Below are 18565 nucleotides of genomic sequence, written 5' to 3' on the forward strand. Positions count from 1 at the left end.
GTGCGGACCCCCGTCCCCGCGACGGTGAGGTATGCCGTCCTGGGGGACCTCGCGGACCGCGTCCTCGCGCTCCGGCCGGGTGAGCGCGTCGCCGTGGCCGTCGACGGCTTCGACGGGGCCGGCAAGACCGTGCTGGCCGACCAGCTCGCCGAGGTGATCGGCGCCGTGGCCGGCTCGCGCGACGTCGTGCGCGTCTCGATCGACGGGTTCCACCGGCCGAAGGCCGAGCGCATCGCCCGCGGCCGTGGACCCGAGACCTTCTACGAGGACTCCTACGACTACGCCGCGTTCCGCCGGGCGGTCGTCGACCCGTTCCGACGAGGCGAGCCCGTGACGCCTGCCGTCAACGACGTGGATGCCGATCTGCCGGTGCACCCGGCCCCGGTCGCCGTCGCGGCGGACACGGTGCTGCTCGTGGACGGGATCTTCCTGCAGCGACCCGAGCTCGCCGACGTGTGGGACGCGACGGTGTGGCTCGACGTGCCCTTCGAGGTGTCGGTGCCCCGAGGCAACGAGCGCTTCCCCGGCGACCACGACCCGCATCCCGAGGCGGAGGCGAACCGCCGCTACGTCGACGGCCAGCGGCTCTACCTCGCCGCGGCCGACCCGCGGACCCGAGCCACCTGGGTCCTCGACAACACCGACCTCGACCGGCCGGTCCTGCACCCCACCAGCTGACTCGATCGACAGAGCAGTTCATCCAACGCGAGCTGCTGGCTCGATCGGGCGAGGGGCGGTCCCCGGGCGGGCTGTGACGCGTTCGTGGGGCGCGCCGGGGTGACACCCGGGCCGTGGGCAGGCAGTCTGGGGAGGTGCTCCGCCAACGCCTTCCCGTGCGGCCCCTGTCCGGGGCCGACCACGACGCTGCCCTCGAGGTGTGCGCGCGTGACCGCGTGGCCAATGCCTTCGTGGCGGCGCGCATCGTCGAGGGCTCGCTCCGCAGCTCTCCCGGGTCACTCCTGGGCCATTGGAGCGACGGTGAGCTGCGTGGTCTCGTGTGGGTCAGCGCCAACGTCGTGCCGGTCGAGCTCGACCAGGACGGCGTGGCGGCTGTGGCGGCGCGGATCATCCGGATGCGCCGCCAGTGCGCCTCGATCTTCGGCCCGAGCGGGCAGGTCATCGGCCTGTGGGACCGCCTCGGCCCCACGTGGGGTCCTGTCCGTGCCATCCGCGCGCACCAGCCGCTGTTGACCACCCGCGACATGCCGTCGAGCCTCGGCCTCCCGCTCGATCCCGACGTGCGCCCCGCGCGCCTCGACGAGGTCGACCTCGTGCTGCCCGCCGCCGCCAGCATGTTCACCGAGGAGATCGGCTACCCGCCGTACTTCGGCTCCGACCGCAGCTATCGGGCGAGCATCGCCGCGCTCATCCGGGCGGGCCACACGTTCGTCAGGGTCGAGGACGGCGAGGTCGTCTTCAAGGCCGACGTCGGCTCGCTCGCCCTCGGCTGCGCCCAGGTGCAGGGGGTGTGGCTGCACCCACGCCTGCGGGGACGGGGCCTCTCGGTGCCGGCCATGGCGAGCGTCGTCGAGCAGGTGCTGTCGAGCATGGCCGACGAGGTCTCGCTCTACGTCAACGACTTCAACGCCGCGGCGCGCGCCACCTACGCCCGCTGCGGCTTCCACGAGGTCGGGGCCTTCACCACGGTCCTGCTCTAGCGCCGACGCCCCTAGGGTGAGGTCATGAAGACCGCGACGAACGCACCGCTCGGCAAGGACGCCATCGCCCTGGCCGGCCTCTTCCTCACGTCGGGGACGATGCACTTCGTCAAGCCCGCGCCGTTCGAGGCGATGGTGCCGAAGCAGCTGCCGTCGCGCAGGACGCTGGTATATGCGTCGGGCGCACTCGAGATCGCCTGTGCCGTGGGGCTCTTCCTTCCACGCACCCGGCGTGTGGCGGGTCTGGCCTCGGCTGCCCTGCTCGTCGCCGTCTTCCCGGCGAACGTCACGATGACGGGCCAGGCGAAGCGTCGGTTCGACCGCGACCCGGAGGATCCGAAGAGGCAGGGTTATCTCGCGGCGACCGTCGCGCGGTTGCCGCTGCAGTGGCCGATGATCCGCACGGCGCTGCGTGCCGGCGGCGTCCTGCGCTGAGACGTCAGGCGTCGAACCTGATGCTGATGCTGTCACCGATGCGGCGGTATCCCATCGCCTGGTAGATGGCGTTGGACGTCGGGTTGGCCAGGTCGGTGTAGAGCATGCACGCCTCACCCGCGTCGAGGCGCGCGGTGCTGAGCGCCGCGACGACCCCGCTCGCGTAGCCGTGTCCGCGCAGGTCCGGTGGGGTCCACACGCCGGAGATGCGTGTGACACCTCCGTTCGCGGGGGAGGCGTACGCCATCGACACCGGTCGGCCGTCGTCCTCCCAGAGTCCGACCCGACCGTCGGCGAGGTGCTGTGTCAGGGGTGACGCGGCACGCCCGCCGCCCTCGATGGCGTCCACGAACTGCTGGTGCCAGCGATGGACGAGCGGTGCGTCCGCGTCGGTGGCGGCCCGGAAGGAGCCGCTGACCTCGAAGGCCAGGCGTGGTCTCGTCGGCAGGTCGAAGCGCCCCACCTCCATGGAGACCGTCGACGTCGCGCCCGTGAGTGCGGCCCACTCGTCCGCGAAGGCCTCGGCCGCTGTTTGCTGCCCGCCCACACCGGGGAGGCTGCCGCCCGCATCGGCGAGCAGCGCGGCGAGGTCACGCGCCTGGTCAGCGGTGGCCAGCGCGATGTGCAGCGGGTGGGGCGGCGTGTGCATGAAGGCGGCGACGACCTCACCCGACGCGTCCGCGCCCGTCCACCAGCGCGGCTCGACGTAGCGGCTGGGATCGGTGACGAGGGCCTGCGTCACGCTCGCGATGACGCTGAGCGCCTCCGGCTCACGCTCCACGAGGGTCGCGAAGCGCGCCTGTGCCTCGGCGGGGTCGGCGACCAGGGTGAAGGCGCATGAGGATCGCGGCATGGGGCCACTCTGGCAAAACCGCAGCGCACCTCGCGAACCGTTTCCCGGCCCGAGGCCGCGGAGTCAGACGTGGGCGATCACCTCGGCGTGGGTCATCGCGAACCACGCGTCGGGGTGCGTCGACCACGCCTGCCAGTCAGCGCTGATGGCCGCCAGGTCGTCGGGCGTCACGAGCCCGCGCTCGAGCGCCTGCGTCGCGAAGGTCGACTCGAGCGCGCGGCGGGCCCAGGTGCCACCCCACCACGCGCACTGCTCCGGCGTCGCATAGGTCCACAGCGAGGCGGACGGCTCGAGTCGGGTCAGCCCCGCGGCGTGTGACCAGGCGACGAGGTGGCGCCCTGCATCGGGCTCGGCATGGTTGAGGCGAGCGAGGCGTCGGTAGACCCCGAGCCACCGGGTCATCCCCTCGGACGCCGGGTGCCACACCATCGACGCGTAGTCGACGTCGCGCACGGCTACCAGACCACCGGGACGTGCCACACGCGCCATCTCGCGAAGGGCGCCGACGGGGTCGGTGAGGTGCTGGAGCACCTGGTGGGCGTGGACGACGTCGAAGGAGGCGTCGGCATACGGAAGGTCCCTGACGTCGGCCAGGTCGAACTGCGTGCGCGCGTCACCGCGTGCGGCCGCGTTGCGGCGCGCGTGCTCGAGCGGGCCCTCGACGTTCTCGGTGCCCGTGACGGCGCCCGTCGGCGCGACCGCCTCTGCGAGGTCGAGGGTGATGGTGCCGGGCCCGCAGCCCACGTCGAGGACGCGCATCCCGTCTCGCAGCCGGGGGAGCAGGTAGGCGGCCGAGTCCGCCGCAGTTCGCGCGCCGTGCGCCGAGAGGACGCTCGCGTGGTGCCCGTGGAGGTAGACGTCCGCCATGGCGCGACGCTACGCCCTCGGCACTCGGTGGGGGGCGGCTGTCCGGGTCCGCGAGGTCGACGCGAGGTCGACGCGGGGACGGACGTGGGGACGACGAAGGCCCGCCCCGGACGGGGCGGGCCTTCACCGTGGTGCGGTGACCGTGCTGTGTCAGCTCACTTGGTGAGCGGGGCCAGCGTCGGGTCGTTCGCGTAGGCCTCGGCCGCGTTCTCCTTGGTCACGATGACCGGCGGGAGGAGGTTGGCCGGGACGACCTTGACACCGTTGTTGTAGGACTTGGTGTCGTTGACGGTCGGCTTCTGCCCCTTCTGCAGGGCGGAGACCATGGCGATGGTCTCCTTGACGAGGTTGCGCGTGTCCTTGTTGATCGTGGAGTACTGCTCACCCGCCATGATCGACTTGACCGACTCGACCTCGGAGTCCTGACCGGTGACGATCGGCGTCGGCTTGCCGGCCGCCTTCACCGACGTGAGGATCGCGCGGGCCAGCGTGTCGTTGGGCGACAGCACGCCGTCGAGGGGAGCGCTCGTGTAGCTCGCCGCGAGAAGCGTGTCCATGCGCTTCTGCGCGTTCTCGGCCTTCCAGCCCTGCGTGACGACCTGGTTGAAGTCCTTCTGGCCGGAGACGACCTTCAGGGTGCCGTCGTCGATCTTCGGCTTGAGCACCTTCATGGCGCCGTCGAAGAACACCTGGGCGTTCGCGTCGTCGGGCGAGCCGGCGAAGAGCTCGATGTTGTACGGGCCGTTGGGCTTCTTCTTGGCCATGCCGTCGAGCAGGGCCTGGCCCTGCAGCTCGCCGACCTTGAAGTTGTCGTAGGCCACGTAGTAGTCGACGGCGGGCGTGTTCTTCACGAGGCGGTCGTAGGCGATGACCGTGGCGCCGGCGTCCTTCGCGGCCTTGAGCTGGGACCCCAGCTGCGAGCCGTCGATGGCACCGACGACGATGACCTTGGCGCCCTTGGTGACCATCGCCGAGATCTGGTTCTGCTGCTCCGACACGCCACCGTTGGCGAACTGCACGTCGCCCTGGAAGCCGGCCGCGGACAGGCCGTCCTTGAACAGCTGCTCGGCGAGCACCCAGTTCTCCGACGTCTTCTGCGGCAGCGCGACGCCGATGACCGCGTTGGCGGGGAAGCCCGCGGCAGCGGATCCTCCGTTGGACGCGCCCGGCGTCGTGCCGGTGTCGCTGTTCCGACCGCAACCGGTCAGAACAAGGGCGGCCACAGCCGTGACGCCCAGCACCTTGGTGAAGGTACGCATGTGCTCTCTTTCCTCTCATCGCGTCCAAGCGGAGCGCGGATCCTGCTCGGTCTCGGGCGGCGCCCTGACCGGGTTTGTGGGGTGGTCCGTGGGGTGATGGTGCGGCCGAGCCGTCCGCTCAGCTGGACTGGCGGATGGTCTCGGAGACCGGACTGGTCTCCGTGGCCGCGGAGGGTGGCGGCAGCGGCGAGGAGTCTTCGTCGTCGCCGCCGGACCGTCGGAAGCTCGTGGTCAGCAAGCCGAGGATCGACACGCGGCCCGCCGACTTGTTGTAGACGTCGAAGGCGACGGCGACGAGCAGCACGAGGCCCTTGATCATCTGGGTTGCGTCGGCGCCGATGCCCTTGAGCTGCAACCCGTTGTTGAGCACGGCCATGACGAGGCCTCCGACGATCGAGCCGACCACGGTGCCGACACCGCCGGTGACGGCGGCGCCACCGATGAAGACGGCCGCGATGGCGTCGAGCTCCCAGCCGACGCCGTCAGACGGGCCCGAGGCGGTCGAGCGTGCGACGAAGATCATGCCGGCGAGGGCCGCCAGGATCGACATGTTCATCATGACGAGGAAGCTGACCTTCTTGCTCTTCACGCCGGAGAGCTCGGCCGCGTGGCGGTTGCCGCCGACGGCGTAGATGTGCCGGCCGATGACGGTGCGGTTGGAGATGAAGCCGTAGAGCAGCACGAGCACTGCGAGGATGATCCCGGAGATGGGGAACGACGTGCCCGCACGACCCGAGCCGAAGAGCAGGGTCGCACCGATGATCGCGGCGCAGATGAGCCCGAGGCGCACCCACATGATCCACGCGTCCTCGACCTCGGCGCCGAGCTTGACGAGGGCGCGACGGCTGCGCACGGCACCGACGACGATGCCCACGGCGAGCACCACCCCGATGAGCACGGTCAGGTTGTTGTAGCCGGTGTTGGGTCCGACCTCGGGGAGGTAGCCGGCGCCCATGACCTGGAAGTCGTCCGGGACCGGCACCGAGTTGGACTTGCCGACGTACTGGTTGGCACCGCGGAAGAGGAGCATCCCCGACAGCGTGACGATGAAGGCGGGGATGCCGACGTAGGCCGTCCACATCCCGTGCCACGCCCCGACGAGCGCGCCGAGGGCCAGCCCGAACAGGATGCCCATCCACCAGCTGAGTCCCCAGTCACGCATCGCGATGGCGACGCAGATGCCGACGAACGCCGCGACGGAGCCGACGGAGAGGTCGATGTGACCGGCGATGATGACGAGCACCATGCCGATGGCGAGCACGAGGATGTAGGAGTTCTGCTGGAAGATGTTGATGACGTTGTCCGGTGTGAGCGTCAGCCCGCCGGTCCAGATCTGGAAGAAGATGATCAGCGCCACGAGGGCGAAGATCATGCCGAGCTGACGGGTGTCGCCACCGAAGATCTTCTTGACCTTGTCCATGGGTGCAGTCCTGGCTGTGTCGAAGGTGGATGGGGGAGGTGTCGGGGCGCCGCTCACGCGCTCTCGCGCGTGGGCGTGGTCTCCTGGGAGCCGCCATGGGTGCGGCGGGTCATGAGGCGCATCAGCGACTCCTGGTCCGCCTCCTCGCGGGAGAGCACACCCGTGACCGCGCCCTCGGCGATCGTGTAGATCCGGTCGGACAGGCCGATCAGCTCGGGGAGCTCGGACGAGACGAGGATGACGCCCTTGCCCTCCGAGGCCATGCGCTGGATGATCCCGTAGATCTCGAACTTGGCGCCGACGTCGATGCCGCGCGTCGGCTCGTCGAGGATGAGCAGGTCGGGCTCGGTGAAGAGCCACTTCGCGAGCACGACCTTCTGCTGGTTGCCGCCGGAGAGCTTTGCGACCCCTTCGTCCACGGTGGGAGCCTTGGTGCGCAGCGACTTGCGGTAGGCCTCGGCGTAGTTGTACTCCTCGCGCTCGTCGACGACGAAGCCGCGGGTGATGCGTTGCAGACGGGCCGAGACCGTGGTGCGCTTGATGTCGTCGAGGAGGTTGAGACCCAGGGTCTTGCGGTCCTCCGTGACGTAGGCGAGGCCGGCGTCGATGGCGTCGGAGACGGACCGGAGCCGAACCTGCTTGCCGTCCTTGACGATGGTGCCCTCGACGTAGGTGCCGTAGGAGCGGCCGAAGAGGCTGCGCATCAGCTCGGTGCGCCCGGCGCCCATGAGACCGGCGAAGCCGACGATCTCGCCACGACGGACGAAGAAGTCGCTGTGCTTGGCCACGAGGCGGTCCGGGACGCTCGGGTGGCGCACCGTCCAGTTCTTCACCTCGAAGAAGACCTCACCGATCTCGGGGGTGTGGTCGGGGAAGCGCGACTCGAGGTCCCGACCGACCATCCCGCGGATGATGCGGTTCTCGTCGACGCCGTCCTCCTTGACGCGCAGCGTCTCGATCGACTTGCCGTCGCGGATGATGGTGATGGAGTCGGCGATCTGCTCGATCTCGTTGAGCTTGTGGCTGATCATGATGCAGGTCACGCCCTTGGAGCGCAGACCGGCGATGAGGTCGAGCAGGTGCTGGGAGTCACCCTCGTTGAGGGCGGCGGTCGGCTCGTCGAGGATGAGCAGCTTGACGTCCTTGGACAGCGCCTTGGCGATCTCGACGAGCTGCTGCTTGCCGACGCCGATGTCGCGGATCTTCGTGTCGGGCCCCTCGTCGAGGCCCACGCGAGCGAGCAGCTCGCGCGCCTTGGCCCGAGTGGCGAGCCAGTCGATCACGCCGCCCTTGGCCGCCTCGTTGCCGAGGAAGATGTTCTCGGCGATCGACATCTCCGGGATGAGCGCGAGCTCCTGGTGGATGATGACGATGCCGGCGTGCTCGCTGTCGCGGATGTTGTTGAACTCGCAGAGCCGGCCCTCGAAGTGGATCTCACCGTCGTAGGAGCCCGCCGGGTGGACGCCCGAGAGCACCTTCATCAAGGTGGACTTGCCGGCGCCGTTCTCCCCGCAGATGGCGTGGACCTCTCCGCGGCGCACTGCCATCGACACGTTCGAGAGCGCCTTGACGCCCGGGAACTCCTTGGTGATGTCGCGCATCTCGAGGATGACGCTGCCGGGCGGGGCGGCGGGGTCGGCCGCTGCGCCCGTCGCGTCGGCGCTCGATGATCCAGGAGCCGGGATGGAGGGGGTGCTCATCTGGTCGTCAACACTCCTTTGTGGTTTTCGTCAGGCGCACGCGCCTGTCCCGATTGTTCCGTACGGTTCGTGCTCACGTGGCGGAACACCGCGGCGTGTGGTCACAAGGACGTCACGATCTCCGGACACGCTCTGGGTGGCGTCCGGCAGGGTCACTGAACCGCCGCCCGGTTCGTCGGTCAAGTGCGTGACCGCATCCTGTCCGGTCCGGACAGGATGCGGACAAGCCGGGCGCCGACGGCTCACCCCCAGCGGCCGATATCCTGCCAAGGTTCCGCACCCAAGTACTGAGCCCACACGAGGAGACCCGTGGTCCTGCACATGTCGTCCCTGTTCCTGCGAACCCTTCGCGAGGACCCGGCGGACGCAGAGGTCCCGAGCCACCGCCTCCTCGTCCGCGCCGGCTACGTCCGCCGCGTGAGCCCGGGTGTCTACACGTGGCTGCCCCTCGGCCTGCGTGTCCTGCGCAACGTCGAGAGGATCGTCCGCGAGGAGATGGACGCCATCGGCGCCCAGGAGCTGCTCTTCCCGGCGCTGCTGCCCAAGGAGCCCTTCGAGGCGAGTGGCCGCTGGACCGAGTACGGCGACAACATCTTCCGACTCCAGGACCGCAAGGGCGCCGACCACCTGCTCGGCCCGACCCACGAGGAGATGTTCACCCTCACGGTCAAGGACCTCTACAGCTCCTACAAGGACCTGCCGCTCTCGATCTACCAGATCCAGACGAAGTACCGCGACGAGGCGCGCCCCCGTGCGGGCGTGCTGCGCGGCCGTGAGTTCGTCATGAAGGACAGCTACTCCTTCGACATCGACGCTGCCGGGCTCGACAAGAGCTACCAGCTGCACCGCGAGGCCTACGTCCGCATCTTCGACCGGCTCGGCTTCCACTACGTCATCGTCGAGGCGATGGCCGGCGCCATGGGCGGGAGCAAGAGCGAGGAGTTCCTCGCCACGGCCGAGGTCGGCGAGGACACCTACGTCCACTGCACGAGCTGCGGGTATGCCGCCAACGTCGAGGCGGTACGCGTGCCCGCGCCCGACGCCGTCGGCTGGGACGGCGTCCCTGTGGCGCACGCCGAGGACACCCCCGGCACCCCGACGATCGAGACGCTCGTCGCCCACCTCAACGAGCGCTTCCCGCGCGAGGACCGTCCCTGGGCGGCCGGCGACACGCTCAAGAACGTCGTCGTGACCCTGGTGAATCCCGACGGCACGCGCGAGCCGCTCGCCATCGGCGTGCCCGGGGACCGCGAGGTCGACGAGAAGCGACTCGGCGCACAGGTCGAGCCGGCCGAGGTCGAGGCGTTCACCGAGGCCGACTTCGCCGCCAACCAGGCCCTCGTCAAGGGCTACATCGGCCCCGGCGCGCTCGGGCTGGAGGGCACGAGCGGCATCCGCTACCTGCTCGACCCCCGTGTTGCGGAGGGCACCCGGTGGGTGACCGGTGCCGATGTCGCCGGGCAGCACGTCATCGACCTCGTCGCGGGCCGCGACTTCACGGCCGACGGCACCATCGAGGCCGCCGAGGTGCGGGCGGGTGACCCCTGCCCGAACTGCGACCACACGCTCTCGACGGCGCGCGGCATCGAGATGGGCCACGTCTTCCAGCTCGGCACGAAGTACGCGGAGGCGCTCGACCTCAAGGTGCTCGACCAGAACGGCAAGCTCGTCACGGTCGTCATGGGGTCCTACGGCGTCGGCGTCTCGCGGGCGGTGGCCTGCGTCGTCGAGGGCAACCACGACGAGTCCGGCATCATCTGGCCGCGCGAGCTCGCGCCCGCCGACGTCCACATCGTCGCCGCGGGCAAGGACGAGGCGCTCTTCGTCAAGGCCGAGGAGATCGCCCGTGAGCTCGAGGTGCAGGGGCTCACCGTCATCGTCGACGACCGCAAGGGCGTCAGCCCCGGCGTCAAGTTCAAGGACTCCGAGCTCATCGGCGTCCCGACGATCCTCGTCATCGGTCGCGGCCTGGCCGAGGGCAAGGTCGAGATCAAGGACCGCCGGACCGGCGAGCGCCGCGAGGTCGCCGTCGACGACGCCGTCGCGGCGCTCACCGCCGAGGTCACAGCCGAGGTCGAGCGCTCGTGACCGCACCGGAGCGACCCGTCCAGGCGGTGATCTTCGACTGGGGCGGCACCCTGACCCCGTGGCACGAGGTCGACGTGCCGCAGCAGTGGCGCGTCTACGCGCGCACCGTGCACGGGCTGGCCGTCGATGACCCGAACATGCCCCTGGACGAGCTGGCCGAGGCCGACTCGCTCGCCCTGCGCATCCACGAGGCGGAGGACCGGGCGTGGCGCCGGGGCCGCGATAGCCACCAGAGCGCCTCGCTCGCCGCCATCCTGGCCGAGGCTGGCGTCGACCCCGAGCACGACCGGCATCACCTGGCGCTCGCGGCATACCAACGCTTCTGGGAGCCCCACACCCACACCGACCCACAGGTGCGTCCACTCTGGGAGACCCTGCAGCGCATGGACATTCGGGTCGGAGTGCTGTCCAACACGATCTGGAGCCGCGCCTACCATCGTGAGGTGTTCGCGCGCGACGGGGTCCTGGACCTGCTCGACGCCGACGTCTACTCGTCCGAGATCCACGTCGTCAAGCCGCACCCGGACGCCTTCCGCGCGGCCTGCGACGCCGTGGGTGTGGCGCCCGAGCGCAGTGTCTATGTCGGCGACCGCCTCTTCGAGGACATCCACGGTCCGCACCAGGTCGGCATGCGCGCCGTCCTCGTGCCGCACTCCGACATCCCGGCTGGTCAGCGCATGCCCGTCGAGGCCGCGCCGGACGCGGTCGCCCACGAGCTGCTCGACGTCGTGGACATCGTCGCCCGGTGGAACGAGGGCACCGACGACTCCGAGCCGTACGGCGCCGGGGCGTGAGCGACCCGACCCTGACCACCCTCGCCTTCCTCGCAGCGGCAGCGTTCGTCGCCGGCTGGATCGACGCCGTCGTCGGCGGAGGAGGCCTGGTCCAGCTGCCAGCGCTGCTGGTCGGGCTGCCGGGGGCGTCGCCGGCGCAGCTGCTCGCGACGAACAAGTTCGGCTCGATCTTCGGCACCGCCACGAGCTCGGTGACCTTCTACCGACGCGTGCGCCCCGACCTGCGCACGGCCCTGCCGATGGCGGCCGTCGCCTACGTCGGGTCGATCGGGGGAGCCCTCATCGGGCTGCACATCCCCAAGTCGGCGTTCAACCCGATCATCCTCGTGCTGCTCGTGCTCGTCGGGAGCTACACGCTCTTCAAGCCCGACCTCGGCAAGGAATCCATCCGGCGGTTCCACGGCGCTCGGCACACGGTGCTCGCGATGCTGACTGGCTTCGTCATCGGCGGCTACGACGGCGCGCTCGGCCCCGGAACGGGCAGCTTCCTCGTCTTCGCCCTCGTCGGCCTGCTCGGCTACAACTTCCTCCAGGCGAGCGCCAAGGCCAAGATCGCGAACTTCGCGACGAACCTCGGCGCTCTCACGGTCTTCCTGCCCATGGGTCTCGTCCTCTTCAAGGTCGGGCTCGTCATCGCATCGGCCAACCTGCTCGGGGGCTACGCGGGCGCCCGGACCGCCGTGGCGAAGGGGAGCGGCTTCGTGCGTGCGGTGTTCGTGGCGATCGTCAGTGCATTCATCCTCAAGATCGGCGGCAGCCTCCTCGGCTGGTGGCCGTGACCCGATCGGTCGAGGGGCCGCTCACCGTCCAGCTGGTCGGGCGCACGGGACGCCGAGCGCTCACACCAGTGCCATCCCCGTGACACAGCACACACACAGGGTCACGGCCCAACCTGAGTGCCATGACCTCACTCGCCCTCCCCGAGAGCCGTGATCTCTCGGTGCCGGCCTCGTCGCAGCAACACGCCGTCGCCCCGACGCCCCGGTGGTGGAGGGACGCCTCCGCCGGCTTCGCCTGGGGCGCCACGCTGTTCGTCGTCGCCCTCTGGGTCGCTGGTGGTGGCCTGACCGCCTTCGGCTCGCTCGGCGAGGGAGTCACGAACGTCGGCCGCCTCACGGGCCTGGTCGCCTCGGTGCTCATGCTCCTGCAGGTCCTGCTCATGGCGCGCGTCCCGTTCGTCGAGCAGGCCTGGGGTCAGGACGAGCTCGCTCGGGTGCACCGGCTCGTCGGATTCACGTCGTTCAACCTCATGGTCGCCCACATCGTCCTCACGACCATCGGCTACAGCGCCGGCACCGACCTCGGCGTCATCGCCACCTTCGTCGACCAGGTGCTGCACTCTCCGGGCATGCTCCTCGCCCTCGCGGGGGCCGTCGCGCTCGTCATGGTGGTCGTCACCTCGGTGAAGAAGGCGCGTTCGAAGCTGCGCTACGAGTCGTGGCACCTGTTGCACCTCTACGCCTACCTCGGCGCCGGCCTCGCGCTGCCGCACCAGCTCTGGACCGGTCAGGACTTCAAGGCGAACCTCGCCGCCACTGTCTTCTGGTGGGGCCTCTATGCCCTTGCGCTCGTCGCGGTCCTCGTCTACCGGGTCGCCCTGCCGCTCATCCGCTCGAGCCGCCACCGGCTGGTCGTCTCCGAGGTCGTCGCCGAGTCGCCGACCGTGACGTCGGTGGTCATGACGGGGCATCGCCTCGACCGGCTGCCGGTCCGCGCCGGTCAGTTCTTCCAGTGGCGCTTCCTCGACGGGCCGGGCTGGACGCGCGGCAACCCGTACTCCCTCTCGGCGGCCCCCGACGGCCGCTCGCTCCGGATCACGGCCGAGGGGGTGGGGGCCTCGAGCGCGCGCCTCGCGACGCTCCGTCCCGGCACCAAGGTCCTCGTCGAGGGGCCGTACGGCCGGTTGCACGCAGGGGTCCGCACCAGCGACAAGGCGGTGCTCATCGGTGCCGGCATCGGCATCACGCCGCTCCGCGCCATCCTCGAGGAGCTGCCCGCCTCACCCGACGGCGTCGTCGTCATCTACCGGGTCGGCCGCCAGTCCGACATCGTCCTCGCCGACGAGCTGTTGGATCTCGCTCGCGCCAAGGGTGGCCGTGTCGTCGCCGTCGTCGGCCACCGCAACCGCGAGCGCGTCAGCTGGCTGCCCGTCGAGTCGCGGCACCTCACCGACGTCGAGGCGTTGAGGCGGATCGTCCCCGACATCGCCGAGCGCGACGTCTACGTCTGCGGCAACCCTGCCTGGATGGACACCGTCATCGCCGCAGCCCACGAGGCAGGTGTGCCGCACGGCGCCGTCCATTCCGAACGTTTCTCCTACTGACTCCGCGCGGCCTGCGCGCACGCCCGCACCGCCCTTCTCACCGACCGGAATCGAGCCACCATGCGACGCATCGTCATCTGGGCCATGAGCACCCTGACCGTGCTCGTCCTCCTCTTCAGCTACAACACGTCCCGCAGCTCGTCCGCCATCGTGGCGGCCGAGACCCGGACGGTGACAGCGACCAGCAAGACCTCAGGCAGCACGGGTTCCGCGTCGGGATCGTCCTCCGCCTCCGCAACCGACTCGTCGGGCCAGCAGCCCAACCCGGCCGCCACCACCGACTCGGGGACCACCTCGAAGACCACCGCGGGCGGCTCCTCGGGGTCCTCCGGATCGTCCGGTTCGGCAGGTTCGTCCAACACGCCGTCGGCAGCGACCACCTATGCCGGTGACGCCGTCATGACCCGCTACGGCAACGTCCAGGTCCAGATCACGGTCAAGGACGGCAAGATCACCGCAGCCGACGTGCTGCAGGTCCCGTGGAACGACCGTCGCGACCAGATGATCAACTCGTCAGCCGTCCCGGTCTACAACCAGGAGGCCGTCAGCGCGCAGTCGGCGCAGATCGACGTCGTGTCCGGGGCCACGTACACGTGGGACGGCTACACGCAGTCCCTGCAGTCCGCCATCGACCGGGCCCACCTGTGAGGCACCCGGGAGAACCGGCGACCAAGGAGCGAACCGTGAGCCGACCCGACACCCCGGCCGACCAGCCCGGGGCCACACCTGCTCCGGCCCGGCGCGCGTGGGTCGAGCAGATCATGGGGATGCCGATCTCCATCCACCTGCGCGGCGAGGACGTCGACCGGTTCGAGGCTCAGGAGGCCGTGGCCGACGCCTTCCGGATCCTTCGCGAGATGGACTCGATCTTCTCGACCTACCGGCACGACTCGGACCTCATGCGGTTGCGGCGCCAAGAGGTCCAGCTGTCGCAGTGCAGCCCCCTCGTGGACCAGGCGCTGCGCATCGGACAGGAGGCTGAGGTCCTCACCCGCGGGGCCTTCACGACCCTCCTGCCGACGGGAGACTGCGACCTCGCCTTCGACCCGACCGGCCTCGTCAAGGGATGGGCGGTCGACCGTGCCTCGGTGCCGTTGCTGGCGCTCGAACGGATCTCCTTCTGCATCAACGCCGGTGGCGACATCCTCATCGGTGCGCACCCGGCCATGCCTGCAACCGGCGCAGACGCGATCGTGTGGCGCGTCGGCATCGAGGACCCGCTCGACCGGCAACGGGTGGCCCGCACCCTGACGCTGGTGCGCGGGGCTGTGGCGACGTCCGGTACGGCTGCCCGGGGCGCGCACCTCTACGACCCGCAGTCGCGAGAGCTCGTCGGCCGCACGGGGTCCGTGACCGTGACCGGACCGACCCTGCTGTGGGCGGACATCTGGGCGACGGCACTCTTCGTCGGTACGGACCGCACGAGGCAGGCCTTCGCCGCGAGTGCGCCCGACTACGTGGCGACAGCTCTCTGACCGGCCTTGCGGCTTTCTTGCGGAAACCAAGCGCGGCACGGCCTTCGGCCCTTGCAGTTGGCGCGGCAGAGTCGTCCTCACCAGCAGGACCGGTCGGGGGACCGGCTGCTGACACAGAGACCTTCGGGCGAGTGCCCGCCGACCGGGGAGAGGACGCCATGACCACCAGCACCAGCACTGACCCTGCAGTGACGGTGCGCGGTCGCGGTGCCCTGTCCGGTCGGCGGGTCAACTCGAGGACTCAGGTGGGGGTAGGGAGCCGGAACGGGGCGGGCCGCCTGGTGGGAGGCCGGTCCGCCCCGATCCAGTCCCGTCGTTCCCGGGCCCGTGTCAGCCCGCAGGCGCCGTGCGTCGTCGGCAGCTGTTGTGGCTGCTGAGCAGGTCGTGGGTCCGGTCTTCCCCGGGCTCACGGTCGAGGAGCTCGACCCCACCGCGCTGAGGCGGCTCGCCTGCGAGCTCGAGAGCGACGCTCTCGCCCGATCCATCGCGCAGACCTACCTGCGGATGCTCGACGCCCGGCTCACGCGCGCCGCCGACGCCCTCGAGTGCTGCGACGAGGTCGCGGCCATGGACGTCCTGCTCAGCCTGCGCGTCTCGTCGGCCACCGTCGGTCTCGTCCGGCTCGAGTCGGCCGTGCGCTGGGTCATCGACGCGGTGCGTCGCGGCGAGCCGGAGGTGGCTCGCGAGCGTGGCTCGTCCATGCTGGGTCTCGCGACGGGTGCGCGTCACGCGCTCCGGTCGCACCTCGAGCACACCGTCCCCGCGGCAGCCCCGGTCTGAAGGGTCTGCGCACCGGGAGGGGCCCGGGCTCAGAACCCGTCGGGCTCTTCCATCCGGTAGCCCACGCCTCGAACGGTGCGGATCGGGGCTCGCATGCCGTCGGGCCCGAGACGGCTCAGCTTGCGACGGAGGTTGCCGACGTGCACCTCGACGAGGTGCTCCTCCGACCATCCCGGTCCCCAGAGGCTGTCGAGCAGCACCGCACGGGACCACACCCGGCGCGGCGCGCCGAGCAGGGTCGTGAGCAGGTCGAACTCGGTGCGGGTGAGGTCAGCCTCCCGGCCGTCGACCGTGACGACGCGACCGTCCGGGTCGACCGCGATACGGCCGTGGCGCACGAGCGCGAGCCCCTCCTCGGCCGGCGGTGCCTCTGCCGTCGCGACCGATCCGGGTGATGTGGGCTGCGAGCCCTGGGCGGCGACACCACCGTGAGCGCTCGACCCGTTGGAGGCCGTCGGGGCGCCGTTGGAGACCGGAGTCCGCGGACGTCGGAACATCGCGTTGACCCGAGCCTGCAGCTCGCGCGGGCTGAACGGCTTGGTGAGGTAGTCGTCGGCGCCGATCTCCAGCCCCATGAGGCGGTCGATCTCGTCGGTGCGCGCGCTGATCATGACGACGTAGGCCTGGCTCACGTCTCGCACCCGACGGCACACCTCGATCCCGTCGAGGTCCGGCAGGCCGAGGTCGAGCGTGACGAGGTCCGGGGCGGTCGCGACGACGAGATCGAGACCGGCCTGGCCCGACGCAGCGGTCGACACCGCGAAGCCCTGCATGGTCAGGCTGTGGGTGATGAGTTCGCGGATGTCGTCGTCGTCCTCGACGACGACTGCGGTGCGTGCTGAGCCCATCATGAGTTGATTCTTGCAGAATGCGTGGGTTTGGCCCGTCAGTTCCGGTTATTGGGCGGTTCGCGGGCCAGGAGGGCGAGGACGCCCGTCACCGCAGCTGCTCGACCAAGGCCGACGGGTCGGCGGTCGGCAGCTCGCAGACCATCCCCCGGCAGACGTAGGCCGCAGGCTTGCCGTCCACGAGCGGGCGTCCGGCGAGCAGTGGGATTCCCGGTGCGTCCGGCTCTCCGTGGACGACGACGAGTCCGGGACTGGGGGAGCGCCGGGCCGTCTGCGCGAGCTCCCGGGCGGCCGGACCCGACCCGACGACCGCGACCTGGAGCGGACCGGCGACGAGTGCTTCGGCGACGGCGAGCGACCACCCCCCGAAGCGCGGCTCGCGGACGGCCAGTCCGAGGCCGGCGGCTGTGGCCCGGGCGCCGGCGTCCAGTGCTCCTGCCTCGCCCGTCACCGCGCCGAGCGTCACGAGGGCCGCTGCGAGAGCGGACTGCCCGGCCGGCTCCGCGTTGTCGGCGGCGCTGCGCGGGCGCAGGTAGAGCGGCTCTGCATGTTCGGCAGTGTCGTGGAACCCGCCGTCCTCGGCCGCGAAGTCGCGGGCAGCGCGCAGGATGTCGCGGGCCGCGTCGAGCCAGCGCCGCTCCCCGGTGGCCTGGTGCAGCACGAGCAGTCCCTCGGCGAGGTTGCCGTGGTCGTCGGCGACGGCCCGAGCCGTGCCGACCTCTCCGAGGCGCGAAGCCCGTCGCAGCTCGCCGTCGACGACGTGGACGTCGAGGACGTGGGCGGCACACCGCCCGGCCGCCGCGACCCACTCCGGCCGGTCGAACGTGGCGCCGGCGCCCGACAGTGCGGCGACGGCGAGACCGTTCCACGACGTGACCACCTTGTCGTCCCGGCCGGGCTGCGGTCGTTGCGCACGAGCGACGAGGAGGCGCCGGCGGACGTCGTCCAACCACGCGCGATCGGAGGGTTCGACGGGAAGCTGCAGCGTCGACGCGCCGTGCTCGAAGGTCCCGGTCTCCGTGACGCCGAGCACCTCCGCCGCAGCGGAGCCCTCGTCGTCGCCGAGGACCTCTCGAAGCTGCCCGCGCGTCCACGCGTACGTCAGCCCCTCGACGCCATCGGCGTCGGCGTCGAGGGACGACGCGAAACCGCCGCGTTCGGTGCCGAGGTCGCGCAGCAGGAAGGCCGCCGTCTCGTGGGCGATGCGTGCGGCGAGCGGGTCGCGAGTGACCTTCCACCACGTCGTGTAGGCGCGAAGGAGCAGGGCGTTGTCGTAGAGCATCTTCTCGAAGTGCGGCACGACCCAGCCGGCGTCGACGGCGTAGCGGGCGAAGCCACCGGCGAGCTGGTCGTACATGCCGCTGCGGGCCATCGCCTCGAGAGTGCGGGAGGCCATGTCGAGGGCGGAGGGGTCACCGGTACGGGCATGGTGACGCAGCAGGAACTCGAGCACCATCGACGGCGGGAACTTCGGCGCACCCCCGAAACCGCCTGCGACACGGTCGAACTGGCGCGCCAGCAGGCCAACCGCGCTGTCGAGAGCGCCGGGCTCGACGGCATACGGCGTCGGCGCCTGGAGTGCGTCGGCGAGGCTCGTCGCGACGTGCGCACCGGACGCACGGACCTCGTCCTCGCGGGTGCGCCAGGCCTCGTCGAGCGCGGCCAGGACGCGCAGGAAGTGGTCGCGAGGGAAGTACGTGCCGCAGAAGAACGGCTCGCCGTCAGGGGTGAGGAAGACCGTCATCGGCCAACCGCCGTGGCCGGTCGTCGCGGTCACGGCCGACATGTAGGCGGCGTCGATGTCGGGACGCTCCTCGCGGTCGACCTTGACCGAGACGAAACGGTCGTTGAGCACGGCGGCGACGGTCTCGTCCTCGAACGACTCGTGCGCCATGACGTGGCACCAGTGGCACGCTGCGTAACCGACCGAGAGCAGCACCGGAACGTTGCGGCGACGAGCCTCGGCGAAGGCCTCCTCGCCCCACTCCTGCCAGTGGACCGGGTTGTCGCGGTGCTGCAGCAGGTACGGGCTCGTGGCGGATCGCAGTCGGTTGGACATGCCCCC

At 70.5% G+C, this 18565-nt stretch carries 17 protein-coding genes; 10 read left to right on the forward strand and 7 right to left on the reverse strand.

The annotated features are described in order from the left end of the window. From AC1DIW_RS04175 to AC1DIW_RS04185, 3 genes are all read left to right on the forward strand, one after another. Positions 1-678, forward strand: coding sequence for a nucleoside/nucleotide kinase family protein (locus AC1DIW_RS04175; RefSeq protein WP_478106565.1), 678 nt, complete (start codon positions 1-3; stop codon positions 676-678). 113 nt (positions 679-791) lie between these two features. Next, complete coding sequence (locus AC1DIW_RS04180) at positions 792-1658, forward strand: GNAT family N-acetyltransferase (RefSeq protein WP_442278976.1); 867 nt, start codon at positions 792-794, stop codon at positions 1656-1658. Positions 1659-1682: 24 nt separating this feature from the next. Beyond that, the gene (locus tag AC1DIW_RS04185; protein WP_478106566.1) at positions 1683-2093 is read left to right on the forward strand and encodes a DoxX family protein; all 411 of its coding nucleotides are present in this window, start codon (positions 1683-1685) and stop codon (positions 2091-2093) included. 4 nt (positions 2094-2097) lie between these two features. Here the strand turns inward: AC1DIW_RS04185 and AC1DIW_RS04190 are convergent, their stop codons facing one another. From AC1DIW_RS04190 to mmsA, 5 genes are all read right to left on the reverse strand, one after another. After that, positions 2098-2946 carry a GNAT family N-acetyltransferase gene (locus AC1DIW_RS04190; RefSeq protein ID WP_478106567.1) on the reverse strand — a complete coding sequence of 283 codons (849 nt, stop codon included), beginning with the start codon at positions 2944-2946 and terminating at the stop codon, positions 2098-2100. A 63-nt stretch (positions 2947-3009) separates the two neighbouring features. Next, a complete protein-coding gene (locus tag AC1DIW_RS04195) occupies positions 3010-3813 on the reverse strand; it encodes a methyltransferase domain-containing protein (protein WP_478106568.1) in 804 nt (267 codons plus the stop codon). Between the two features lie 155 nt (positions 3814-3968). Beyond that, complete coding sequence (locus AC1DIW_RS04200; protein WP_442278980.1) at positions 3969-5072, reverse strand: substrate-binding domain-containing protein; 1104 nt, start codon at positions 5070-5072, stop codon at positions 3969-3971. A 118-nt stretch (positions 5073-5190) separates the two neighbouring features. After that, complete coding sequence (gene mmsB / locus AC1DIW_RS04205) at positions 5191-6492, reverse strand: multiple monosaccharide ABC transporter permease (RefSeq protein WP_442278981.1); 1302 nt, start codon at positions 6490-6492, stop codon at positions 5191-5193. Positions 6493-6545: 53 nt separating this feature from the next. Continuing rightward, positions 6546-8093, reverse strand: coding sequence for a multiple monosaccharide ABC transporter ATP-binding protein (gene mmsA, locus AC1DIW_RS04210; protein ID WP_442279114.1), 1548 nt, complete (start codon positions 8091-8093; stop codon positions 6546-6548). Positions 8094-8501: 408 nt separating this feature from the next. Between mmsA and AC1DIW_RS04215 the strand changes: the two genes are divergently transcribed. From AC1DIW_RS04215 to AC1DIW_RS04245, 7 genes are all read left to right on the forward strand, one after another. Next, on the forward strand, positions 8502-10280 hold the full coding sequence (locus tag AC1DIW_RS04215; RefSeq protein WP_478106569.1) for a proline--tRNA ligase: 1779 nt from the start codon (positions 8502-8504) through the stop codon (positions 10278-10280). Further along, positions 10277-11074 (forward strand): HAD family hydrolase, encoded by a 798-nt coding sequence (locus AC1DIW_RS04220; protein ID WP_478106570.1) that lies wholly within the window; start codon positions 10277-10279, stop codon positions 11072-11074. Before AC1DIW_RS04215 ends, AC1DIW_RS04220 begins: the two co-directional genes overlap by 4 nt. Beyond that, positions 11071-11853, forward strand: a complete 783-nt coding sequence (locus AC1DIW_RS04225; protein WP_478106571.1) for a TSUP family transporter — start codon at positions 11071-11073, stop codon at positions 11851-11853. Before AC1DIW_RS04220 ends, AC1DIW_RS04225 begins: the two co-directional genes overlap by 4 nt. A 122-nt stretch (positions 11854-11975) precedes the next feature. Further along, on the forward strand, positions 11976-13397 hold the full coding sequence (locus tag AC1DIW_RS04230; RefSeq protein WP_478106572.1) for a ferredoxin reductase family protein: 1422 nt from the start codon (positions 11976-11978) through the stop codon (positions 13395-13397). A gap of 60 nt (positions 13398-13457) precedes the next feature. After that, a complete protein-coding gene (locus AC1DIW_RS04235; RefSeq protein WP_478106573.1) occupies positions 13458-14045 on the forward strand; it encodes an FMN-binding protein in 588 nt (195 codons plus the stop codon). Between the two features lie 35 nt (positions 14046-14080). Further along, positions 14081-14872 carry an FAD:protein FMN transferase gene (locus AC1DIW_RS04240; RefSeq protein ID WP_478106574.1) on the forward strand — a complete coding sequence of 264 codons (792 nt, stop codon included), beginning with the start codon at positions 14081-14083 and terminating at the stop codon, positions 14870-14872. A gap of 366 nt (positions 14873-15238) precedes the next feature. Then, a complete protein-coding gene (locus AC1DIW_RS04245) occupies positions 15239-15652 on the forward strand; it encodes a hypothetical protein (RefSeq protein ID WP_442278988.1) in 414 nt (137 codons plus the stop codon). Positions 15653-15681: 29 nt separating this feature from the next. Here AC1DIW_RS04245 and AC1DIW_RS04250 read toward each other — a convergent pair whose 3' ends face one another. Both AC1DIW_RS04250 and AC1DIW_RS04255 read right to left on the reverse strand, forming a co-directional pair. Beyond that, on the reverse strand, positions 15682-16503 hold the full coding sequence (locus tag AC1DIW_RS04250) for a response regulator transcription factor (protein ID WP_478106575.1): 822 nt from the start codon (positions 16501-16503) through the stop codon (positions 15682-15684). 85 nt (positions 16504-16588) lie between these two features. Beyond that, the gene (locus AC1DIW_RS04255; protein ID WP_478106576.1) at positions 16589-18559 is read right to left on the reverse strand and encodes a thioredoxin domain-containing protein; all 1971 of its coding nucleotides are present in this window, start codon (positions 18557-18559) and stop codon (positions 16589-16591) included. Positions 18560-18565 lie beyond the last annotated feature (6 nt).

This window comes from Terrabacter sp. 01T434, assembly GCF_056398545.1.